Origin of the sequence: Rhizobium sp. BK313 (assembly GCF_014193655.1) — a bacterium.
Classification (GTDB): Bacteria; Pseudomonadota; Alphaproteobacteria; order Rhizobiales; family Rhizobiaceae; genus Rhizobium.
This window is the reverse complement of the sequence record NZ_JACHZQ010000001.1, coordinates 193893-212883: the sequence shown is the minus strand read 5'-3', so window position 1 is coordinate 212883 and position 18991 is coordinate 193893. Positions and strand designations below refer to the sequence as shown.

The window sequence follows — 18991 nt, the reverse complement described above, 5'->3', positions numbered from 1 at the left end:
CGGCGTCGGCGATGCCTTCCGAACTTCCTCGAACTTCAATGCGGCTGATATTCCGCTCCCTCAATCGCGGAATGATGGGCGACATCGTTCTGGTCGAAGATCGTCAGCTTGCTACCATTGACGGCAAATGCGATCGGCGATCCCGTGGCGATGGTGGTCATGCCCGGGTCGGTCCCGATGATCTTCGAGCCATCCTTCAGCCTGACATGGACGAGCGAACGATCGCCCAATCTCTCCACCGTCTCGACCGTACCGGAAATGTCCCCCTTTTCCGCCGTCGTGGCCACCAGATATTCGGGCCGGATGCCGAGCGTCAATTCGGAGCGGGCCATGCCGTTCAGTGGAACCGACGTCTTGATGATCGACCCATCGGGCAAGGTCGCCGTCGCAAAGCCTCCGGCTTCGCTGACACCAGCCACATTGACGAAGTTCATGCCCGGGGAGCCTACAAACTGCGCGACATAGCGCGTCGCCGGACGCGTATATATTTCCACCGGCGTGGCCACCTGTTCGATCTTCTTGTTGTTCAGCAGCACGATCCGGTCGGCAAGCGTCATAGCTTCCACCTGGTCATGGGTGACGAAGACCATCGTTGCGCCCAGCCGTTCGTGCAATTGAGCGAGCTCGACGCGGGTGCGGGTGCGCAGGCCGGCGTCGAGGTTGGACAGCGGCTCGTCGAACAGGAAGACCTCGGGCTCCCGTACGATAGCGCGGCCGATAGCGACACGTTGGCGTTGACCGCCCGAAAGCTCGGATGGCTTGCGGTCGAGCAGATGCGGCATCTCCAATATCTTGGCAGCCGCGTCGATGCGCTTCTCGATCTCCGCTTTCGGGGTCTTGATGTTCCTGAGGCCGAACGACATGTTGTCGCGAACCGTCATATGCGGATAGAGCGCATAGGATTGGAACACCATCGACACGCCGCGCTCTCCGGGCGGAAGCTGGTCGACGCGCTTGCCTCCGATCCAGATCTCACCGCTCGTGATCGACTCAAGCCCGGCAATCATCCGCAGCAGGGTCGATTTTCCGCAACCGGACCCGCCCAGAAACACGACGAACTCTCCGCGCTGGATGGTGAGATCTATGTCGTTCAGAACCTGCACCGCACCGAAATGCTTGGTGAGGGATTTGATGTTGATTCCTGCCACTTTTTCCTCCTCCAGGAGAATTGAACCTTGTCAGACCTGCCTTTTCCCTCGGTCTATTTGACAGCACCAACCGCTACGCCTCGCGTCAGCGTGCGTTGGAAAATCAGGAAGAAGATCACCGTCGGTGTAACGCCGAGCAAAGACGCCGCCGCAATCGCGGTTGGATCCTGCGTATTGGCGCCCGACAACACGCCCATGGCGACGGAGACCGTCTGGTTATTGTTGGAGACCAGGAAAACCAGGGGAATCAGGAACTCGTTCCAGGTCCAGATAAAGAAGAAGGTTGCCAGTACTGCAAGCGTCGGCCGCAGTATCGGCACGATCACCATCCAAAGGATTTGCCACCGGCTCGCATTGTCGATCTGCGCCGCCTCGATGATCTCACGAGGGAACGTCGTTAGGACCGATGACAGAAGATAAGTGCCGAAGGCGGTGTGCAAGACGCCGAAGATCAGGATCACGGAGAGCATCGAGTCGAACAGGCCCACCTGCTTTGCCATGTAGTAAAGCGGGTAAACCAGCGCTTCCTGCGGGGCCATGATGGAAATCAGCAAGACCACCAGCAATACTTTTCCGCCCCGTACGCGCCCGATGCCGATGGCATAAGCATTGAGCAGGCTCAGAACCACAGCCAATATGGCTGTACAGCCGCTGATTAGAATGCTGTTGAAGAGCTTGCGGGTGAAATCGACAGTCTGCCAGAAGTTCTTGAGCGCGGTCAGGTCGAAACTATGCGGCAAGGCAAGCGGACCATTGGCCGCATAGTCCGCCGGCGTCTTGATGGCGTTCAAGGCCGCCAGCAGGAACGGAAAGAGCGTGGCAGCAAGAAAGACGAGCAGGATAGCCAGGACAATCCAGCGGGCAAAGCCCTTCTTCTGGCCATGATGCACATGCATTTCCGATGTAACCTCGGTCGAAAGCGAAGCCGTGGTCGTCATGTCAGCGCCCTCCCTCTTGTTTCGATTGCATGCGCAGGAAGACGACGCCGAGCACGATCGTCATCGCGGTCTGCAGGGTCGCGATTGCCGCCGCATAACCGACGCGGTTTGTCGTGAAGAAATGATAGTAGGACAGATAGGAAGGCACCGTCGTTGCATTATCGGGGCCGCCAGACGTCAGAACGTATATCGGCGCGAAGACCTTGAGTGCCGCGATCAGCGTCGTAAGGGCAACGACAAAAATCTCAGGCATGAGCATGGGAATTGTGATGTAGCGAAAACGCCCGAACCAGCTGGCATTATCGAGTTCGGCGGCTTCATAGAGCGATGGGTCCACTCGGGCCAATCCGGACATGAATACGACCAGGCAATAACCGACCTGGACCCAGACAATGACGGCGGAAACCGCCCAGAGCGCATAGCTTGCGTCCCCCAGCCAGTTCTTCGCCAGGAAATCGAGTCCAATCCCTTTCAGTACCGCGTTGATGATACCGATCGGATTGAGGATCCACGCCCAAAGAACGCCTGCTGCCGTCAACGGCAAAATCTGCGGCAGATAGAAACCGGCGCGAAAGAAACTCGACCAGGTTTCGCTGAACTGTGCACTGATGTAGTCAAACAGAACCGCCGCCAGAACCAGCCCAAGAAGAATGGGCACGATCGTCATCGAAATGATGAACAAAAGCGTGTGCTGAATCGAACCCCAGAACACCGCATCGGCAAGCAGCCTCTGGTAGTTCTCAAATCCGACGTAGCGTGGCGGAATGTTTCCGCCCTTCCAGGTGGTGAAGCTGATCGCGAAATTGGCGATCAACGGAACGAGCACCACCAGGATAAACCCCAGCATGCCTGGGACCATATAAAAGTAGTAGCCTGCTTTCCCGGCGTTCTGAGACTTCTCCATCGAATTCCTCCAGTCCGATACGGCGAGGCGGCATTGAAGCCGTCCCGCCGCCGTGAATTGTTGCCGATGGTGTTATTGAGCCGCCTGCACGTCGTCGTAGGCCTTCTTCAGGCGCGCGACGAACTGATCGGGCGTCGTTGAGCCATTCACCAGACCGGTGGTCGCCTGGATGAGCAGCTCATAGTAGCCCGGTACCGGCCAGTCCGGATAAAAGCCCAGGCCACCCTTGCTGGAGATCTGGTTGAAAAGTTCAACGTTGCGCTTGCCGACCTCGTCCGTGATGGCTGCCGGATCGGCAGCGATAGCGACACCGCCGAGATTTGCCTGCGCGTTCTGGTTTTCCTTGCTCAACACAAGGCCGATGAACTCATAGGAAAGATCCTTGTTCTTGGCGCTCTTCGGCACCATGAACATGCTGCCGGTAGAACCGGTGCTGTACTTCGATGTCGGGAAGATGAACTGGCTCCACTTGAAGTTCTTGATATTGGTGGCGAAATTGCCGTTGTTCCAAGTACCGCTGACAAACATCGGCGACGTGCCGGAAGAGAACAGGTTGTCGGCACCGCCGGTGCCCTTGAGGCCGGTCGAGTCCTTGGAGATGTAGCCCTTGTTGACCCAGTCGACGATCGTCTGGGCGGCGAACAGGAAGGGCTTGGTGTCGAGCGGAGCCTTGAGGCCCTGGTAGTTCTTGACCCAGGTATCATCAGCCTTGGTCAGTGCCAGCGTATAAAGCAGATGCTGCGCGTTGGAATCGACAGTGCCGTAGGCGAGCGGCGTGATGCCCTTCTTCTTGAAGGTATCGAGAGCGGCCACGAACTCTTCAAAGGTGGTGGGCACCTTGACGCCATTCGCGTTGAACATGTCGATGTTATAGAAGACCGAGACAAATTCGGCATAGGCGGGAATGCCGATCATCGGACCGGAGCCGTAGATGCCGTTTTCGTCGTATTTGCTGAGCTGCGTATTGGTTTCGTTGAGGATCTTATCCCAACCGCGCGACTTGAATTCATCGTCGAGCGGCGTCAGCAGTCCCTGTGAAGCGACGAGGCCGGCCGTGGCGTTGCCCTTGTTATATTCGAGCACATCCGGCGCCTGATCCGAATTAAGGATGAGGCTGCCAGCCTTCTGCAACTGCTCGAAGGTCTTCTGTTCGAAATTGATATTGATGTCCGGATGCTTGGCTTTCAGTTCGCCGAGCGCCTGCGTCCATGCCTTGGCCTGCGCGGTATCCGGCAATTCGTACCACCAGACGTTAAATGTCTTGCTCTGGGCTTGCGCCACACCGGCAGCCAGCAAGAGCGACATGCCGGCGGTGATCGCCAGCTTCGAAAACATGTTCATATATTCTCCTCCACTTTGCGAACCGTGACGGTATCAGTCCGACGGCATGGCTCGCGATGCCTGTCGGCGTGTTCCTCTTGGCTTTGCGTTTGTCCGCTCCCCTGAGCCAACAACGGGTCGTTGGACCTCTTAACGCTCCTCCGTTTTGAAGTCCGGGCGGGGCTGGAGCGTTACAAGGCGCCGCTCCAGCTCCGCGAATTAACGCACAACTCTTTCCTTAAATCGATCCCGATTTAAAGCGTTGCATGCTATTCGACGAATTCACCGCCGCGGCTCTTCTTCAGATAGTTGAGACCATGGACTTGACCAGTCATTTCCAGCTCGTTGCGATAGACCGGATCATGCCAGCCTTCGATATCGATTGAACCGGACCAACCGGCAAGGCGCAGTTCGGAGATGATATCCGTCCAGTTGCTGTCGCCGAAGCCCGGCGTGCGCATGAAGACGAACTTCTCCTTGCCGAAAATGCCATGCTCCCGGATGACGTCCCAACGGATCGTCGCGTCTTTGCCGTGGACGTGGAAGATCTTCTTTGCCCATTTGCGGATCTGCGGCAGCGGCTCGATCAGATAGACCATCTGATGGCACGGCTCCCATTCGAGGCCGATATTGTCGTCGGGCGTCTCGTTGAAGATCAGTTCCCAGGCATCCGGATTATGCGCGATGTTCCAGTCGCCGGTCGCCCAGTTGCCGTCCATTGCGCAGTTTTCGAATGCGATCTTGATGCCTTTGTCGGCGGCGCGCTTCGCAAGTTCGCTCCAAACCTGCTTGTAGCGCGGCAGGCTGTCTGTGAGCGGCTTGTTGCGGATGCGGCCGGTAAAGCCGGCAACGCAGGTCGCGCCGAAATGATGGGCGTTGTCGATGCAATCCTTCCAGCCCTGCAACGTCTGCTGGTCGAGATCGGTGCCCTCGAGCGGATTGCCGAACATGCCGAGTGTGGAAATGGTGATGTCGCGGTCACCTATCGCCGCAACGCAGCGCTTGCCGAGCTCCGCAAGGTTTTGGCCGTTGGTCGTCTGCCAGAAGAAGGGTTCGAAGCTTTCGAAGCCGAGATCGGCGATCTTGGCGATGCCCGCGGCGGCATCTTCGTTGGTCGCCCTGATCATCGTGCCGATGCGGATGGCCTTTGCCGGATTTGTCATAATCTCACTATCCTTATGCTGAAATTTCGATACGTCGGCCCGACTTGGCGCTTTCGATCGCACCGAGGACCATGGCGAGGCTGCGGATATTGTCGCGGCTTTCAGTTTCCGGCCGCTTGCCTGTCTTCACCGCCTCGATGAACGAGGCGATGACGCTGGCATGCCCATGCGTCTCGTCATCGTGCTCGGGACCGGGAACTTCGATCGGGGTAAAGCCGTGCAACAGGCCGGGCTCATGGCCGGCAACGGAGGCTTCAAAATTCTCCTCACCGTCCCAGGTCAGCATGCCCTTGCTGCCGGTGAGGCGCCATTGGCTCTCCCAGCTCGTGCGCTTGCCTTCGGCGCACCAGGAGCCGCGATAGCTGAAGACGACATCATCGGAAAATTCGAACAGCGCATGCGCGGAAGCACCGTGCTTGTACCAGGAACCGACAGGATTTTTTTCGACGCAATAGACCGAAAGCGGCGTCTTGCCGGCAACGAAACGCGCGGCGTCGAAAGTATGGATCGCCATGTCGAGCAGCAGCACATTGTCCATTTCTTCCCGGAACCCGCCGAAATGCGGGCCGAGGAAGAAATCGCAATGGATGCCGGTGAGCTCACCGATAGCACCCTCCTCGACGAAGCGGCGCATGCGTCGCACGCCGGAAATAAATCGGCGGTTCTGGATGATGGCATGCACCTTGCCGGTCTCGGCGGCAAGATCAATAAGGGCAGCGCCCTCGGCAAGCGAGGTCGCCATCGGCTTCTCGCTGAGAACATGGCAACCAGCCTTCAGCGCAGTCGATACGACGCCGAAGCGAGCGGCGGGGATGACAACGTCGAAGACGAGATCGGCCTTTGTCGCGGCAATGACGTCAGCAAGATCCGAGCCGATGACAGCCTCTTCGAGACCGAACTCTTTGGCAAGGTTTTCTGCCGTCGCGCGATTCAGATCGACAAGGCCGACAATCGTAATGGCTTCGGCGAGCGACGGCGTCGAGGCAATAGCTCGAAGCCAACCTTTGGACATAGCTCCGCACCCGCACAGAATGGCATTAAATTTCACGATTTCCTCCTGCGAACGGCGCCAAACTCCTCGTGACACGCGTCCCGTAAACGTTTACGATCCTATGCGAAAAGAATTTACTGTGTCAATAGAGGGGGAGCCGGAAATTGCCGCAGGGAGGAAAATCACAGTCGATGAAGGGGATTCGTCAGCTTGCCGAACATCTCGATATCTCGATCGGTACGGTGTCGCGGGCGCTGAACGGCAAGCCCGATGTCAACGAGGAAACCCGCAAACGCGTGCTCGCTGCTGCCGAAGAACTCGGCTATGTCGCCAACCAATCCGGACGCAGTCTCCGGCAAGGTACGACCAACGTCATCGGCCTGATGATCGAATCCAGCAAGGAAACGATAGAAGACAGCGACAACTTCTTCCTCGGCCTGACGGGCGGCCTGCAAAGCGTGCTTGCCCGCCATAAGCTCGATTTGATCATGCTCCCCTGCCCCAACGATGAGGACCCGTACGAATATCTGAAGCGCATGGTCGCAAGGCGCGTGGTCGATGCCATGATCATTTCGGCGACCCAGCGCGTCGACAGGCGCATCGACCTGCTTTCCAAGGCGAAGATCCCCTTCGCATCGCTCGGCCGCAGCCTGTCGAGCGGCAATTCCTCCTGGATCGACCTCGATTTCGATGGCGTCGTCAATTGCGCCGTCGACCGGCTGGTGGCGCATGGGCATCGCCGCATAGCCATCGCCGCGCCCTCGAGCGATATCAACCTTGGCTACATCTTCCTCGATGGCTATCGTCACGCGTTGGAGCGGCATGGGATCACCTATGATCCCTCATTGGTGATCCGTGTCAAAACGAGCGAACAAGGCGGTTATCAAGCGGGCCACGCACTGTTGCAGATCAGCAACCGGCCGACGGCGGTGATCCTGATCTACGAGTTGATGGCGATCGGCCTTTATCGCCGGCTGACCGAGGCCGGCGTCATTCCCGGTCGCGACCTGGCCGTCATCGGCTTCCGCGAGGAGCCCCGCGCCAAATTTCTGCAACCGACACTGACCTGCTTCCGCATGTCGCTGCGCGATCTCGGCGCCGAACTCGCCGAAACCCTGCTTGCTACCATGCCCGCCTACAGTCACTTCTATCCCAACAGCGCGCGCAACATGATCTGGCCGCTGAAGCTCATTCCCGGCGAAAGCGACAGTTTCCATCTGATGGCAGCAGAATAGCGGCGCCGGATCCCAAAGTGCAGAACGATCTTTGGACGGGATCATGCCATTCCAGCGCCGAAACGCCGCATGAGGATATCGGCAGTTGCGGCCAGCCTTGCGAGTTGCCATTTAAAGCGCGGCGAACGGGGACCGGCATTTGAGCGAAGAGACCATTACACTTTACCAGGCGATCGGCGGCGATCCGACCGTGCGGGCGCTGACGGCGCGTTTCTACGAACTGATGGATACCTTGCCGGAAGCGGCGAACTGCCGCGCCGTACATCCGCCGAGCCTCGAAGGCTCCAGGGAAAAACTCTACGAATATCTGACCGGCTATCTCGGCGGACCGCAGCTCTATATCGAAAAACGCGGCCATCCGCGCCTGCGAAGCCGCCATTTCATTGCCGCCATCGGCCCGAGGGAGCGCGACGAATGGTTGCTCTGCTTCCGCCGCGCCATGGATGAATCCATCCAGAACGAGAAGCTGAGAGCCATCATCTGGGAGCCTATCGAGCGCCTCGCCTTTCACATGCAGAACCGGGAGTAAGAGAAGACATGAGTTTCAGCGCCGTAATCCGTCCACTTACCCTGTTTGTTGCCGGCATCCTCGGCGGCGCTGGGGTCGCGCTCGCAGCAGCGGCATCCCATGGCGGCGATGCGCATTTTCTCGGTTCCGCCTCGACCATGTGCCTGGCGCACGCTCCCGCGCTGCTCGCCCTCTACGCCGGATACGATCGCATCCGCACCGCGCCAGTGGCGGCAGTGCTGCTCGGGTTGGGAACGCTGATCTTTGCCGGCGATCTTGTCATCCGCCATTTTGGCGGCAACTCGCTTTTCCCGCTGGCCGCACCGACAGGAGGGCTCGGCATGATAGCGGGATGGGCCGTGGTGGCGCTCGGAGCATTCTTCAGGAAAGGCGCGGCGAACGCTTGAGATATCGGCATATTCGCGCCCTATCTCTCAGCCTATTCAAAAGCTTAGCAAAACTTCTAAACCGGCAGGATTGCGCAGGGCGAGGAGCACATCCTATCGCCGTCAGACGCCGGCAACCACATTAAATCCTTCGAACCGCGGCGGTCCCCAGTACAGCGCTTTGTTATCTCCGGCATTGCGGTGCGCCATGCGGAAATTCTCGGATTTCGTCCAGCTGATGAAATCCTCTTCGCTGCGCCAGACCGTATGCGAGGAAAACAGCGTATAGCCTTCCTCCACATTCGTACCGCCACGCAGCAGGCGGAACTCCAGGAAGCCCGGGACATCTTCCAGCCGGGAATCGCGCCCTTTCCAAACGGCCTCAAAAGCGCTCTCCGAACCGATGATGACCTTGAAGCGGTTCATCGCGATGTACATGGCTGGATCTCCCGGCGGTCAGACCTTCTTGCGACGGCCGGCAGTTTTGCCCGGCTTCTGCGTAAAGGCAATGACATTCGTGCCGTCGCGCGCAGAAACACCCAGCTGCGCATTTGGTTCTTCACCTGGAAGGCGCGCCTCCCAAAAGGGAAAGGCCGTCACGTTGGAAGCCTGCCGTTGCTCTTCGGCGCGGCGCATCAACAGCTCGTAGAGCTCCGGCACCAAGCCGTCGCCATTTTGTGAGGCCAGCTTGTGCAGGCCGATCATCATGAACCCGTCAGGGCCTTTGTCAGTCATCGGGAATTGTCTCGTTCGTTCATCGTCTGCAGCGCCCGCTCGAGGCTCGACTTGCTGCCGTTGCGCAAGGGTATGAAGGCCTTGCCGAATTTCTTGCAGCCGGTCTTCACCCGCAGGCAAGCATCATGGCTGATACAGTCGATCGGGCAGAAGACGCAGTCGACGGAAGGCAGCACGGTGTCGATGCGCGACACCGCCTCGCGCAAGCCCCCATCGTGATGGATCAGCTCGGCGCCGAAGCTGCTGGCGATCTGGCGCAGATGCGCCACCTGGCAATCGCGACCGCCAACATAAAGGAAGCTGCGCCCGTCGAGACTGGATCTTCCGGATACCTGCACCGGCGTTTGCGCCTCGCGGCTATCGCGGCCAAAATCCTTTTTCCCCTTACGCGCCATGCATCACCCGTTTTCTGGTTACTCTTGCGCACTCGATTCCAGCGAGCGCGAGCGGACCATATTAAAGTTGAGTTTTACAGTAAAGTATAAAGTTGATAATTTTCATCATATTTTATCGCGACCTATCGACCTGTCACCTGAACCTCTTGCGTGAAGGACCAACTGGGCTTGCCCCATTCCGGAGGCAATGGCGGAAACGGCGCGGCGCGGCGTACGCCATCGGTGACAGCTTGATCCAGTTCAGGAATGCCAGAACTCCGCGCTACGGAGAGCGAACTGAGCTCACCATCCGCACCGATCGTCAGGCGCACGCGAATCGTTATACCCTTCTCGTATTTCGAGGACAGGCGCACGGCGCGACGAATGCGGGACTGCACCTTGCCTGGGTAATTGGCAAGAGCCGCACTGCCCGAGCCGGTGCGCCGGCCGTCGGTTAGCGAATTCGTATCCGACTGCGCCGTTTCGGTGCCTTCGGCAGAGCCCTTTTTCGAATCTTGTTCGCTCTCGCCGCCGGAGCCGGCCTTCACCTTCACAGCCTTCGGCGCCTGTTTCTTGACGATATCTTTTGGCCTTTCGATCGGCTTGGCTTGTTGAACCGGCTTCTCGACCGGGGTCAACACTTCGGTGGGCGGTATGGCAGCCTGCGCAGTTTCCGTCGGCTGCACTTCAACAGGTTTCGTCTCGGTGGGTCGGACTTCGTCAGCCTCAGCATTCGTCGGCTGCACCGACGCCGTGATCGGCTGAACTACTGTCGTTTCGGCGGGCGCCTGCGTCGCGAGCACCTCCGGCTCCGGGCTGACGGCTGTTTCCGGCGACACCTGCTGCTGAGGCTGCGACGGCTGCGCGGCCTCCACAGTTTCGGGCGTCGGTTGAACAGCTTCGGCAGCCTCCACCGGCTGAACAGCCGTCGGTTGGGGCTGAACCGCCTCCGCTTCCGTGGGTTTTACATCGGTTGGCTGCACCGTTTCCGGTTGCACTGCATCTGCCGTGACCTGCTCGGGCTGTGGCTCCGCGCTTTCTTCACCCGCCGACATTTGATCCAAATCGGAGCTGCCGAGCATGATGACGCTGACAGTATCGCCCGCCTCTTCCTCGGCATCTTCGGGCGCCGCAACCATCGTCACCAACAAAGCCGTGACAATGGCAGCGTGAAAGAGGAAGGAGCCGAGGCAGGCGAAGGTGACACTTCTCCTGATTGTCGCAAGAGCGCGATCCGGCCTCTCCGTCAGCGCATCCATGATGGGCGGCTCGGACGCATCCGGCACAGGCTCCGCCGGATGATCGGGAAAGGAGCCTATCTGCGTGAAGCGGCTATAATGAGCGACCGCCTCAGCGGCCGGTGGGCGCGGGACGCCGTCAAGGCCCGCTAACTCGTGGCCTGGAAGGACACTCGGATGATTGTCATTCATGCTATCGCCGGCGCGGCGACGCTCGATGGAAACCTTGACCGAGCGGGAGGCCATGGTCTCAGCCTTCGAAAGGAACGGAAAGCTGTGAACGTGTCGTGAGAGCGGCCTTACACTCCCCCGCTGCCGGGCCATCGCATACCGGCGTATCGTTGATGATAATGCGGCTGACGGTCTCGCACTTCACGCCAGGCATATCGAATTGACGTACCCGCTTCTTGCCGACCGGCAGATCGCGAAAATCAAGGACGGTAACGCGGTCGACCGCATTCTTGTCGTTGAAGAAAGCGAGCTCGAAGGAGATTTTTCCGATCGGCGTCGCCAGATCATTTTCCGCGACGAAGGTCATCATGCATCCCTTCTGGGACGGCACCAGCGCATTGAGTTCAACACTGAGCTTCTGGGCATTCGCCGTTGGAGCCGCAGTCGCATCCTGGGCGAAGGCCGAGACGGAGGGTGCCATGGCGAACAGCCCACTGGCGGCGACCGCCAAAATCGTCTTCGTCGGCATCAGCAATCTCTCCTGAATATCTCTTGGCGAGCGCGGACGAACATCAATGCCTGTGCGTGCATCGCCCAAAATTTTAAACTTGACTCCAGCAGTCTTCTATTGCGTCTTTAGGAAACCTTGAGTATGTGAGTCAAGATAAATCTGGCCGGAGCATTGCCCGGCTCCCCATGAATTTTCAGGCAAAACCAAGCAGGATGATTGCTGAGAAAACCCCAATACAGCCGGTGCCGCCGACAGCCGCACCGCACATTAGAATTGTCGAGAGCACGGATATTTTTCGTGGCCAGACTGAAATCATGATCAGGCACGAGGGCGTCATCTACAGGATGAAGATCACGCGCCAGGGCAAACTCATTCTCAACAAATAGGCATAGCAGATGACTGAGACGACCAAAGAGACGATCCGATTGGCCCCCGCCGGCATCCGCGCCTTCCGCGCCGAAAACTCAAAAATGCGCGAGCGCGATATCGCTGCTCGATTGGGCGTTTCCGAAGCGGCGCTGGTTGCCGCCGAAGTCGGCATTTCCGCTATTCGCATCGATGCAGATGTCTACCGTTTCCTCGATCGCGTCGCTTCTCTCGGCGAAGTCCTGGCGCTGTCGCGCAACGAAAGCGCCGTGCACGAAAAGATCGGGGTCTACGAAAACATCAAATCAGGCGCGCAAGCAGCCATCGTGCTCGGCGAGAACATCGATCTGCGCATCTTCCCGAAGCGCTGGGCGCACGCCTTCGCCGTCACCAAAACAGATGGCGACCAACAGCGGCTGAGCCTGCAGTTTTTCGATAAGGCCGGCGACGCCGTGCATAAAGTGCATCTGCGCCCCGCATCGAACGTCGCTGCCTATCATGCCATCGTCGCCGAGCTGCGGCTCGAAGACCAATCGCAGGATTTTATCGAGGATCGCTCCGGTTATGACGTCAGCGAGATCGACGGTGATGTCAGCCGCGATGAACTGCGCGACCACTGGAGCCGCATGACGGACACGCATGAATTCTTCGGCATGCTGAAGAAGCTGAAGATCGGCCGCCAGGCGGCGATCCGCGCGGTTGGCGAAGACTACGCCTGGAAGCTGGAGACGAACGCGGTCGCCGAGATGATGCACGCCTCCGTCGGCGAAGGTCTGCCGATCATGTGCTTCGTCGCCAATGACGGCATCGTGCAGATCCATTCAGGACCGATCTTCAACGTGCAGGCCATGGGTCCCTGGATCAACATCATGGATCCCACCTTTCATCTGCATCTGCGCCAGGACCATATCGCCGAGGCCTGGGCCGTGCGCAAGCCGACCAAGGATGGTCATGTCACCTCGCTCGAGGCCTACAATGCCAAAGGCGAGATGATCATTCAGTTCTTCGGCAAGCGGCAGGAAGGCTTCGACGAGCGCCGTGATTGGCGTGCCATCATAGAGAACCTGCCGAAGGCCGACGCCAGCGTCGCCGCGTAAGGATCAAGCCATGACGATGTTGAAGAACCTCAAGCGCATCAAGCCGTGGGAAATCGCGCTGACGGCACTGGTGATGGCTCTGCCACTCGTTCCCGCGAGCCCGATCAAGGGCAGCTACAATCTGGTCGAGCGCGCCCGTGCAGCGGAAGCACCGAAAATCGATACTTCCCGCCTCGTCTCGATCGGTGGCGACGTCACCGAGATCATCTATGCGCTCGGCGAGGAAAACAGGCTGATCGCCCGCGACTCCACCAGCATGTATCCGCAGGCGGCAACCAAGCTGCCAGATGTCGGCTATATGCGGGCATTGTCGCCGGAAGGCATTCTCGCCGTCAATCCGACCGCCATCATAGCGGTGGACGGCTCCGGTCCGCCGGAAGCTCTGGCCGTGCTGCGCAATGCCAGCGTGCCCTTCGAGACCGTGCCGCAGACCTATGACCGCGACGGCATCTTGAAAAAGATCGACGTCGTCGGCTCGCTGCTTGGGGTGCCGGACAAGGCGAAGGCACTCGAAGGCAAGGTCGCCGCCGATCTCGACGCCGCGATCACGGAATCCGAGAAGCGCGCTGAGGCCGAACGTAAACGCGTGCTCTTCATCCTCAGCAATCAGAATGGCAAGATCCTCGCTTCGGGTGGCAACACCGCCGCCGACGGCATCATCAAGCTTGCCGGCGCCATCAATGCCATCGGCAATTTCTCGGGCTACAAGCCGCTGACCGATGAAGCGATCATCGAAGCCAAGCCCGACGTGATCCTGATCATGGACCGCGAAGGCCCGCTGTCGATGAAAGACGACGACCTCCTGAAGCAGCCGGCGATTTCGTTGACACCCGCAGCCAGCCACAAGGCGATCATCCGCATGGACGGCCTGCATCTGCTGGGCTTCGGGCCGCGCACCGCAAGCGCGGTGCGCGAGCTGAACGCGGCGATCTACGGGGGCTGAGATGGCACTCAACGAGGTCATGCCGGGGGTGAAGCGCATGTCGCATGCTACGGCCCATCGCGAGGGCGACCGCACTTCCCTTGCTCTCATCGTCCTGACCGGCCTCGTGATCGCTGCCCTCATCGCTTTCGCGTTCTCGATCACGACTGGCGCATCGAATGCCTCGATCGTCGACGTTGTCGGCGGCATGGCAAGCGGCGGAGCGGACAACGCGATCAGCAGCCGCGACCGTATCATCATCTTCGACATCCGCCTCCCCCGCGCCATCCTCGGCTTCCTGATCGGTGGCGGGCTCGCAGTCTCCGGCGCCGTCATGCAGGGCCTGTTCCGCAATCCGCTGGCCGATCCCGGCCTGATCGGCGTTTCGGCCGGCTCCAGTCTTGGCGCAGTGGCGATGATCGTGCTCAGCGGTAGTATCCTCGCTCCGGTCACGCGTGTCTTCGGCATCTTCTCCTTGCCGATCGCCGCCTTCATCGGCGGCCTCGTCACGACCATACTCCTCTACAGAGTGGCGACGCGGCATGGACAGACATCCATAGCGACCATGCTGCTCGCCGGTATCGCGCTCGGCTCGCTGGCGCTAGCGGCAACAGGCGTCCTGATCTACATGGCCGATGATCGGCAACTGCGCGACCTTACCTTCTGGAGCATGGGCTCGCTCGCCGGGGCGACCTGGACCAAGATTGCTGCCGCCGGACCGATCATCATCCTCTCCATGCTGCCGCTGCCCCTCATGGCGCGCGGCCTCAATGCACTGACGCTCGGCGAAGCAGCAGCCTTCCATATGGGCGTCGCTGTGCAGCGGCTGAAGAATGTCGCCATCGTCAGCGTTGCGGCCGCGATCGGCGCTTCCGTCGCGGTCAGCGGCGGCATCGGTTTCGTCGGCATCATCGTGCCGCATATCCTGCGCATGGCGATCGGCCCGGACCATCGCTTCCTCCTGCCGGCTTCCGCCCTTCTTGGCGGCTCGCTGCTGATCATCGCCGACGTGGTGGCCCGCACGATTGTTTCGCCCGCCGAACTGCCGATCGGTATCATCACCGCCGGTGTCGGCGGACCGTTCTTCCTGTGGATGTTGCTTCGGCAGCGCTCACGCCTCAGCCTGTGAGTTTTCCATGATCGACGTCTTGAACCTTTCCGTCCGGCTCGCCGGCAAGACAGTCGTGCACGATGCCTCCTTCACCGCCAAGGCCGGCGCGCTGACAGCGATTTGCGGACCGAACGGCTCGGGCAAGACGACGATCATGAAGGCTGTTTCGGGGGAGCTTGCCTATCAGGGTTCGGTGCGGCTCAACGAGGCCGAGATCGGCAACCTTCACGCCTGGAAACTGGCCGAAATGCGGGGTGTGCTGCCGCAGGCGAGTGCCATTTCCTTTCCCTTCACCGTTCGCGAAATCGTCCGCATGGGGCTGACGACCGGGCGCAACCGCCACCCAAAACAGGCCGATCGCATCGCTGCGGAGGCCCTCTCCTCCGTCGATCTCGCAGGCTTCGAGGGGCGTTTCTATCAAGAACTTTCCGGCGGCGAGCAACAACGTGTCCAACTTGCCCGAGTGCTATGCCAGATTTCGGAGCCTACTATCGACGGCAAGCCTTGCTGGCTGCTTCTCGATGAGCCTGTTTCCAGCCTCGATATCAGCCATCAGCTCACCATAATGACGCTCGCCCGCCAATTCTGTCAGCGCGGCGGCGGTGTCATTGCCGTGATGCATGATCTCAATCTCACCGCCCTCTTCGCCGATCAGATGGTCCTGCTCAAGAACGGGCGATTGCAGGCGGCCGGTCCTGTGGCCGACGTTTTGACCGATCGGCATCTGCAGGATGTCTTCGGCTGTGCACTAAGGGTCAATCGCGTCCCCCTAGATGGCGTCCCATTCGTTCTTGCCCACAGCGCGCTAGCAATCTGATTGCCCTTTCGTTGCACAATCCGGAACTTTTCGTTGCATCGCTGCGTTGATGACCAGTGATCCAGATCAATGTTCGGCGCACTCAGCAGCACACTATGTCTGGCAGCATTCAGTCATCGCAAAAGGTGGCGCAGCTTTCAGGCGCCAGGACAAAGATGCTAACGAGTTAAGGGAGCAAGACCATGGCGACATCAATCCTCCATTCGGCGCGAGCCAAGCGTAATGGCGGCAGCCTGCACGACATCGAAGCCAGCATCGAGGAGCAGATCGAACATCTGCGCAACGAAATTGCCGCTTTTGCCAAGATCGTCGGTGAAAGCGGTGCTAAGCAGAGCCAGACGATGCGCGCGCGCGCCGAGACCGGGTTTGAGGATCTGGCGGCGCGCGGCGAAGACCTGCTGCGTGAGTTGCAGCATGGCTATGCCAGAGGCACGCGCGAGATGCGCCGGACTGTGCGCCAACACCCCATTGCCACCATCGGGGCTGCTGCAGCTTTCGGCTTGGCGTTTGCCCTGCTTCTGTCGCGTCGGTAAGGAGCCGCAATGCTAGCTCCGTTTCTCGGCCTGCTTCTCTCGGGCAGTTTGAACCGTACCGTTGCGCGCACCAAGCGCAGCGGTATTTTTATCGGCATCGCCGCGATTCTCATTCTGACGGCCTATGCCTTTGCCCTGATAGCCGCGGCCATCTGGCTGGCAGCCATCTACGGCGCAGCCGTTTCGGCGCTCTTGATTGCCGCCGGCGCCCTGCTGCTTGGCCTGATTGTTCTGGTTATCATGGCGATCATCAACAAGCAGGAAGAACGTCGCGCCCAAGAACGCCGCGCCGCGTTGGAATCCATGGCCGTCGCGGCACTCGGCCTCGCTAAATCGCAACCGCTGCTAACCGCAGCCATCGCTGCCGCCCTGGTATTCGGCAACTTGCTTGGCACGAAGACGCGGGATGATTGAGAGCGACTTGATCAACCCCATGTGGCATCACAAGTCCTCACATCACCACAAGCAGCTCAATTCCTGTGAGTCGTTGGCCAACGCATAGAAGCGCTGTCGTGACCGCGATCGATCTCGAATGAGCGTTATGCCGCGCCATAGGCCTATCGCGCGACAGATTGCGTCTGCGCCAAAGGGCGATGACAACAGCGATCCAGATTACGTGATCTAGAAAGCAAACGCTTTGGACGTCAGCGGTGCGGAAGTGGCGTCCGGGCCGAAGTCCGCTTCTCCGGAAATCTGCAGCAATTCCTGCAGACGCTGGCGGGCGCGGTTGACGCGGCTTTTGATGGTGCCGACGGCACAGCCGCAAATTTCGGCAGCTTCCTCATAGGAAAAACCGGAAGCGCCGACGAGGATGATGGCTTCGCGCTGATCGGCCGGCAACTGATCCAGCGCCTTGCGGAAATCCTGCAGGTCGAGCGCGCCATATTGCGAGGGATGCGTCGCCATCGATTCGGTAAACAGGCCGTCGCTGTCCTGCACCTCGCGACCGCTTTTGCGCATCTGGCTGTAAAGTTCGTTGCGCAGAATGGTGAAGAGCCAAGCCTTCATATTCGTGCCCATCTCGAAATGGTCCTGCTTGGCCCAAGCCTTCATGATCGTGTCCTGCACAAGATCATCGGCGCGGTCGTGGCGGCCAGTCAACGAGATGGCGAAGGCACGCAGGCTCGGCAGGGCAGCCAGCAGTTCGCGCTTGAAGCTCGGTTGCGGTTCCATGACGCTTCCCCCTTAATCGGAGACTTTTACGGAAGCTAAACGTTCAGCCTGATCCAGCTTCTCAAGCAGATCAAGGAAACGATCGGGGATAGCCTCATCCTGCACCGCAGCGTAAAAGGATCGCAGTCGGTTGCCGATCTGATTATTGGGATCGAGGATGTCGACAGCACGCACGTCAGGCCGTTTGCGGTCCGTATCCTCTTGATTTTGGGTGGTCATTTAACCTGCTCGCTTCCGCATTTTCTTGCGTTCATGGGTTCGGGTGTGCCTTTAAGGCATCCCTGGTCTGGGAGGCCAGTCTGCCTCGCCCCTATCCGCTTCGGCCCGAATCGGACAGGTTGAAACCTACTGTTTGTCGGCAGGGTAATGCCCTTATTTAAAAAAAGTTCCGGCGCAGAGGAACTTTTTTACAGAATTGGCGTTTGTTCGTTCATTGCAGCTTGGAGGCTGTGTTTCAATTAGAAATTGGTAAAGGGCGGGAGCCATTGATGACACTTTCCACACGCATTGCGCCGCATCTTCCCTTTTTGCGCCGCTATTCCCGCGCGCTGACGGGAACCCAGACATCGGGAGACGCCTATGTCGCGGCGGTTTTGGAAGCGATCATCGCCGATCTCACGATCTTTCCAGACACGCCCAACGATCGCGTTGCCCTTTATAAACTCTTCACCAAACTCTTCGGTTCCTCGGCGGTCCAGATTCCCGAGCCGACTTCACCCTATGCCTGGGAGCAGCGTGCCTCGGTGAATCTCGCGAAGGTTTCTCCGATCGCCCGCCAGGCCTTCCTTCTTGCTTCCGTCGAAAATTTCCGCCTCGGCGAGATTGCCGATATTCTCGACGTACCGGAAACTGAAGCCATGCAGCTGCTCGACAAGGCGTCGCAGGAAATTTCGCGCCAGGTCGCAACGGATATCATGATCATCGAGGATGAACCGCTGATCGCGATGGACATAGAGCAGATGGTGGAAAGCCTCGGTCATCGGGTCACCGGCATCGCCCGCACCCATGCTGAGGCGGTTGCCCTTCACAACGCCACCAACCCCAGCATGGTGCTCGCCGACATCCAGCTCGCCGACGGCAGCTCAGGCATCGATGCAGTCAACGACATTCTCAAGACATCAAGCATTCCGGTCATTTTTATCACTGCCTTCCCCGAGCGCTTGCTGACGGGCGAGAGGCCGGAACCGACCTTCCTTGTGACCAAGCCATTCAATCCCGACATGGTGAAAGCCCTAATCAGCCAGGCCCTTTTCTTTAATGAAACCACAAAGGTGGCCGCCTGACACGATTTGACACCTTGTCGCGGAACAAAGATAGCGGCCGGACGTTCCGGCTGCTTAGGGACGCTTT

The 18991-nt window shown here is 59.2% G+C and carries 24 protein-coding genes; 11 read left to right on the top strand and 13 right to left on the bottom strand.

The window, feature by feature from the left end:
• Positions 1–35 precede the first annotated feature (35 nt).
• The 6 genes from FHT86_RS00995 to FHT86_RS00970 all read right to left on the bottom strand — a co-directional run bounded on the left by FHT86_RS00995 (position 36) and on the right by FHT86_RS00970 (position 6521).
• The gene (locus FHT86_RS00995; RefSeq protein ID WP_133705008.1) at positions 36–1148 is read right to left on the bottom strand and encodes an ABC transporter ATP-binding protein; all 1113 of its coding nucleotides are present in this window, start codon (positions 1146–1148) and stop codon (positions 36–38) included.
• A 53-nt stretch (positions 1149–1201) separates the two neighbouring features.
• Positions 1202–2086, bottom strand: coding sequence for a carbohydrate ABC transporter permease (locus FHT86_RS00990; protein ID WP_133705007.1), 885 nt, complete (start codon positions 2084–2086; stop codon positions 1202–1204).
• 1 nt (position 2087) lies between these two features.
• A complete protein-coding gene (locus FHT86_RS00985) occupies positions 2088–2990 on the bottom strand; it encodes a carbohydrate ABC transporter permease (protein WP_133705006.1) in 903 nt (300 codons plus the stop codon).
• 72 nt (positions 2991–3062) lie between these two features.
• Complete coding sequence (locus FHT86_RS00980) at positions 3063–4331, bottom strand: ABC transporter substrate-binding protein (RefSeq protein ID WP_133705005.1); 1269 nt, start codon at positions 4329–4331, stop codon at positions 3063–3065.
• Positions 4332–4579: 248 nt separating this feature from the next.
• Positions 4580–5473 (bottom strand): sugar phosphate isomerase/epimerase family protein, encoded by an 894-nt coding sequence (locus tag FHT86_RS00975; protein WP_133705004.1) that lies wholly within the window; start codon positions 5471–5473, stop codon positions 4580–4582.
• Between the two features lie 13 nt (positions 5474–5486).
• A complete protein-coding gene (locus FHT86_RS00970) occupies positions 5487–6521 on the bottom strand; it encodes a Gfo/Idh/MocA family protein (RefSeq protein WP_133705003.1) in 1035 nt (344 codons plus the stop codon).
• 134 nt (positions 6522–6655) lie between these two features.
• Between FHT86_RS00970 and FHT86_RS00965 the strand changes: the two genes are divergently transcribed.
• The 3 genes from FHT86_RS00965 (at position 6656) to FHT86_RS00955 (ending at position 8614) form a co-directional block, all read left to right on the top strand.
• Entirely contained in the window at positions 6656–7699 is a 1044-nt protein-coding gene (locus FHT86_RS00965) for a substrate-binding domain-containing protein (RefSeq protein WP_133705002.1), read from the top strand.
• 139 nt (positions 7700–7838) lie between these two features.
• On the top strand, positions 7839–8228 hold the full coding sequence (locus tag FHT86_RS00960) for a group II truncated hemoglobin (protein ID WP_133705001.1): 390 nt from the start codon (positions 7839–7841) through the stop codon (positions 8226–8228).
• Between the two features lie 8 nt (positions 8229–8236).
• Positions 8237–8614: a DUF423 domain-containing protein gene (locus FHT86_RS00955; RefSeq protein WP_133705000.1), complete on the top strand. Its 378-nt coding sequence runs from the start codon at positions 8237–8239 to the stop codon at positions 8612–8614.
• Positions 8615–8716: 102 nt separating this feature from the next.
• Here FHT86_RS00955 and FHT86_RS00950 read toward each other — a convergent pair whose 3' ends face one another.
• The 5 genes from FHT86_RS00950 to FHT86_RS00930 all read right to left on the bottom strand — a co-directional run bounded on the left by FHT86_RS00950 (position 8717) and on the right by FHT86_RS00930 (position 11640).
• Positions 8717–9031, bottom strand: a complete 315-nt coding sequence (locus FHT86_RS00950; RefSeq protein WP_133704999.1) for an antibiotic biosynthesis monooxygenase family protein — start codon at positions 9029–9031, stop codon at positions 8717–8719.
• Positions 9032–9049: 18 nt separating this feature from the next.
• The gene (locus tag FHT86_RS00945) at positions 9050–9328 is read right to left on the bottom strand and encodes a hypothetical protein (RefSeq protein WP_133704998.1); all 279 of its coding nucleotides are present in this window, start codon (positions 9326–9328) and stop codon (positions 9050–9052) included.
• Positions 9325–9723: a DUF2325 domain-containing protein gene (locus FHT86_RS00940; RefSeq protein ID WP_133704997.1), complete on the bottom strand. Its 399-nt coding sequence runs from the start codon at positions 9721–9723 to the stop codon at positions 9325–9327. The genes FHT86_RS00945 and FHT86_RS00940 overlap by 4 nt, the downstream gene beginning before the upstream one ends.
• A 122-nt stretch (positions 9724–9845) precedes the next feature.
• Positions 9846–11186, bottom strand: a complete 1341-nt coding sequence (locus FHT86_RS00935) for an energy transducer TonB (protein ID WP_133704996.1) — start codon at positions 11184–11186, stop codon at positions 9846–9848.
• Positions 11187–11190: 4 nt separating this feature from the next.
• Entirely contained in the window at positions 11191–11640 is a 450-nt protein-coding gene (locus FHT86_RS00930; RefSeq protein ID WP_133704995.1) for a hypothetical protein, read from the bottom strand.
• 194 nt (positions 11641–11834) lie between these two features.
• On the opposite strand from FHT86_RS00930, the gene hemP reads away from it, so the two are divergent.
• From hemP to FHT86_RS00895, 7 genes are all read left to right on the top strand, one after another.
• The gene (gene hemP, locus FHT86_RS00925; RefSeq protein ID WP_107109434.1) at positions 11835–12008 is read left to right on the top strand and encodes a hemin uptake protein HemP; all 174 of its coding nucleotides are present in this window, start codon (positions 11835–11837) and stop codon (positions 12006–12008) included.
• Positions 12009–12017: 9 nt separating this feature from the next.
• Entirely contained in the window at positions 12018–13085 is a 1068-nt protein-coding gene (locus tag FHT86_RS00920; protein WP_133704994.1) for a hemin-degrading factor, read from the top strand.
• Between the two features lie 10 nt (positions 13086–13095).
• The gene (locus FHT86_RS00915; protein ID WP_133704993.1) at positions 13096–14028 is read left to right on the top strand and encodes a hemin ABC transporter substrate-binding protein; all 933 of its coding nucleotides are present in this window, start codon (positions 13096–13098) and stop codon (positions 14026–14028) included.
• Between the two features lies 1 nt (position 14029).
• Positions 14030–15136 carry an iron ABC transporter permease gene (locus FHT86_RS00910; RefSeq protein ID WP_133704992.1) on the top strand — a complete coding sequence of 369 codons (1107 nt, stop codon included), beginning with the start codon at positions 14030–14032 and terminating at the stop codon, positions 15134–15136.
• A gap of 7 nt (positions 15137–15143) precedes the next feature.
• Positions 15144–15935: a heme ABC transporter ATP-binding protein gene (locus tag FHT86_RS00905; protein WP_133704991.1), complete on the top strand. Its 792-nt coding sequence runs from the start codon at positions 15144–15146 to the stop codon at positions 15933–15935.
• 182 nt (positions 15936–16117) lie between these two features.
• Complete coding sequence (locus FHT86_RS00900) at positions 16118–16468, top strand: DUF883 family protein (protein ID WP_133704990.1); 351 nt, start codon at positions 16118–16120, stop codon at positions 16466–16468.
• 9 nt (positions 16469–16477) lie between these two features.
• Positions 16478–16882 (top strand): hypothetical protein, encoded by a 405-nt coding sequence (locus FHT86_RS00895; RefSeq protein WP_133704989.1) that lies wholly within the window; start codon positions 16478–16480, stop codon positions 16880–16882.
• A gap of 207 nt (positions 16883–17089) precedes the next feature.
• Here the strand turns inward: FHT86_RS00895 and FHT86_RS00890 are convergent, their stop codons facing one another.
• Both FHT86_RS00890 and FHT86_RS00885 read right to left on the bottom strand, forming a co-directional pair.
• Positions 17090–17641 carry an RNA polymerase sigma factor gene (locus FHT86_RS00890; protein ID WP_120705100.1) on the bottom strand — a complete coding sequence of 184 codons (552 nt, stop codon included), beginning with the start codon at positions 17639–17641 and terminating at the stop codon, positions 17090–17092.
• A 12-nt stretch (positions 17642–17653) separates the two neighbouring features.
• Positions 17654–17860 carry a NepR family anti-sigma factor gene (locus FHT86_RS00885; protein WP_133704988.1) on the bottom strand — a complete coding sequence of 69 codons (207 nt, stop codon included), beginning with the start codon at positions 17858–17860 and terminating at the stop codon, positions 17654–17656.
• 269 nt (positions 17861–18129) lie between these two features.
• On the opposite strand from FHT86_RS00885, the gene FHT86_RS00880 reads away from it, so the two are divergent.
• Complete coding sequence (locus FHT86_RS00880; RefSeq protein WP_133704987.1) at positions 18130–18924, top strand: response regulator; 795 nt, start codon at positions 18130–18132, stop codon at positions 18922–18924.
• The last annotated feature ends 67 nt before the right edge of the window (positions 18925–18991 follow it).

Excerpts from the sequence above, each read along its gene's own strand:
- FHT86_RS00975 (WP_133705004.1), bottom strand. The coding sequence starts at position 5,473 with ATGACAAATCCGGCAAAGGCCATCCGCATCGGCACGATGATCAGGGCG.
- FHT86_RS00985 (WP_133705006.1), bottom strand. The coding sequence starts at position 2,990 with ATGGAGAAGTCTCAGAACGCCGGGAAAGCAGGCTACTACTTTTATATG.
- FHT86_RS00900 (WP_133704990.1), top strand. The coding sequence starts at position 16,118 with ATGGCGACATCAATCCTCCATTCGGCGCGAGCCAAGCGTAATGGCGGC.
- FHT86_RS00965 (WP_133705002.1), top strand. The coding sequence starts at position 6,656 with ATGAAGGGGATTCGTCAGCTTGCCGAACATCTCGATATCTCGATCGGT.
- FHT86_RS00910 (WP_133704992.1), top strand. The coding sequence starts at position 14,030 with ATGGCACTCAACGAGGTCATGCCGGGGGTGAAGCGCATGTCGCATGCT.
- FHT86_RS00990 (WP_133705007.1), bottom strand. The coding sequence starts at position 2,086 with ATGACGACCACGGCTTCGCTTTCGACCGAGGTTACATCGGAAATGCAT.
- hemP (WP_107109434.1), top strand. The coding sequence starts at position 11,835 with ATGATTGCTGAGAAAACCCCAATACAGCCGGTGCCGCCGACAGCCGCA.
- FHT86_RS00945 (WP_133704998.1), bottom strand. The coding sequence starts at position 9,328 with ATGACTGACAAAGGCCCTGACGGGTTCATGATGATCGGCCTGCACAAG.
- FHT86_RS00915 (WP_133704993.1), top strand. The coding sequence starts at position 13,096 with ATGACGATGTTGAAGAACCTCAAGCGCATCAAGCCGTGGGAAATCGCG.
- FHT86_RS00880 (WP_133704987.1), top strand. The coding sequence starts at position 18,130 with ATGACACTTTCCACACGCATTGCGCCGCATCTTCCCTTTTTGCGCCGC.
- FHT86_RS00885 (WP_133704988.1), bottom strand. The coding sequence starts at position 17,860 with ATGACCACCCAAAATCAAGAGGATACGGACCGCAAACGGCCTGACGTG.
- FHT86_RS00940 (WP_133704997.1), bottom strand. The coding sequence starts at position 9,723 with ATGGCGCGTAAGGGGAAAAAGGATTTTGGCCGCGATAGCCGCGAGGCG.
- FHT86_RS00905 (WP_133704991.1), top strand. The coding sequence starts at position 15,144 with ATGATCGACGTCTTGAACCTTTCCGTCCGGCTCGCCGGCAAGACAGTC.
- FHT86_RS00955 (WP_133705000.1), top strand. The coding sequence starts at position 8,237 with ATGAGTTTCAGCGCCGTAATCCGTCCACTTACCCTGTTTGTTGCCGGC.
- FHT86_RS00930 (WP_133704995.1), bottom strand. The coding sequence starts at position 11,640 with ATGCCGACGAAGACGATTTTGGCGGTCGCCGCCAGTGGGCTGTTCGCC.
- FHT86_RS00935 (WP_133704996.1), bottom strand. The coding sequence starts at position 11,186 with ATGGCCTCCCGCTCGGTCAAGGTTTCCATCGAGCGTCGCCGCGCCGGC.
- FHT86_RS00950 (WP_133704999.1), bottom strand. The coding sequence starts at position 9,031 with ATGTACATCGCGATGAACCGCTTCAAGGTCATCATCGGTTCGGAGAGC.
- FHT86_RS00895 (WP_133704989.1), top strand. The coding sequence starts at position 16,478 with ATGCTAGCTCCGTTTCTCGGCCTGCTTCTCTCGGGCAGTTTGAACCGT.
- FHT86_RS00920 (WP_133704994.1), top strand. The coding sequence starts at position 12,018 with ATGACTGAGACGACCAAAGAGACGATCCGATTGGCCCCCGCCGGCATC.
- FHT86_RS00890 (WP_120705100.1), bottom strand. The coding sequence starts at position 17,641 with ATGGAACCGCAACCGAGCTTCAAGCGCGAACTGCTGGCTGCCCTGCCG.
- FHT86_RS00980 (WP_133705005.1), bottom strand. The coding sequence starts at position 4,331 with ATGAACATGTTTTCGAAGCTGGCGATCACCGCCGGCATGTCGCTCTTG.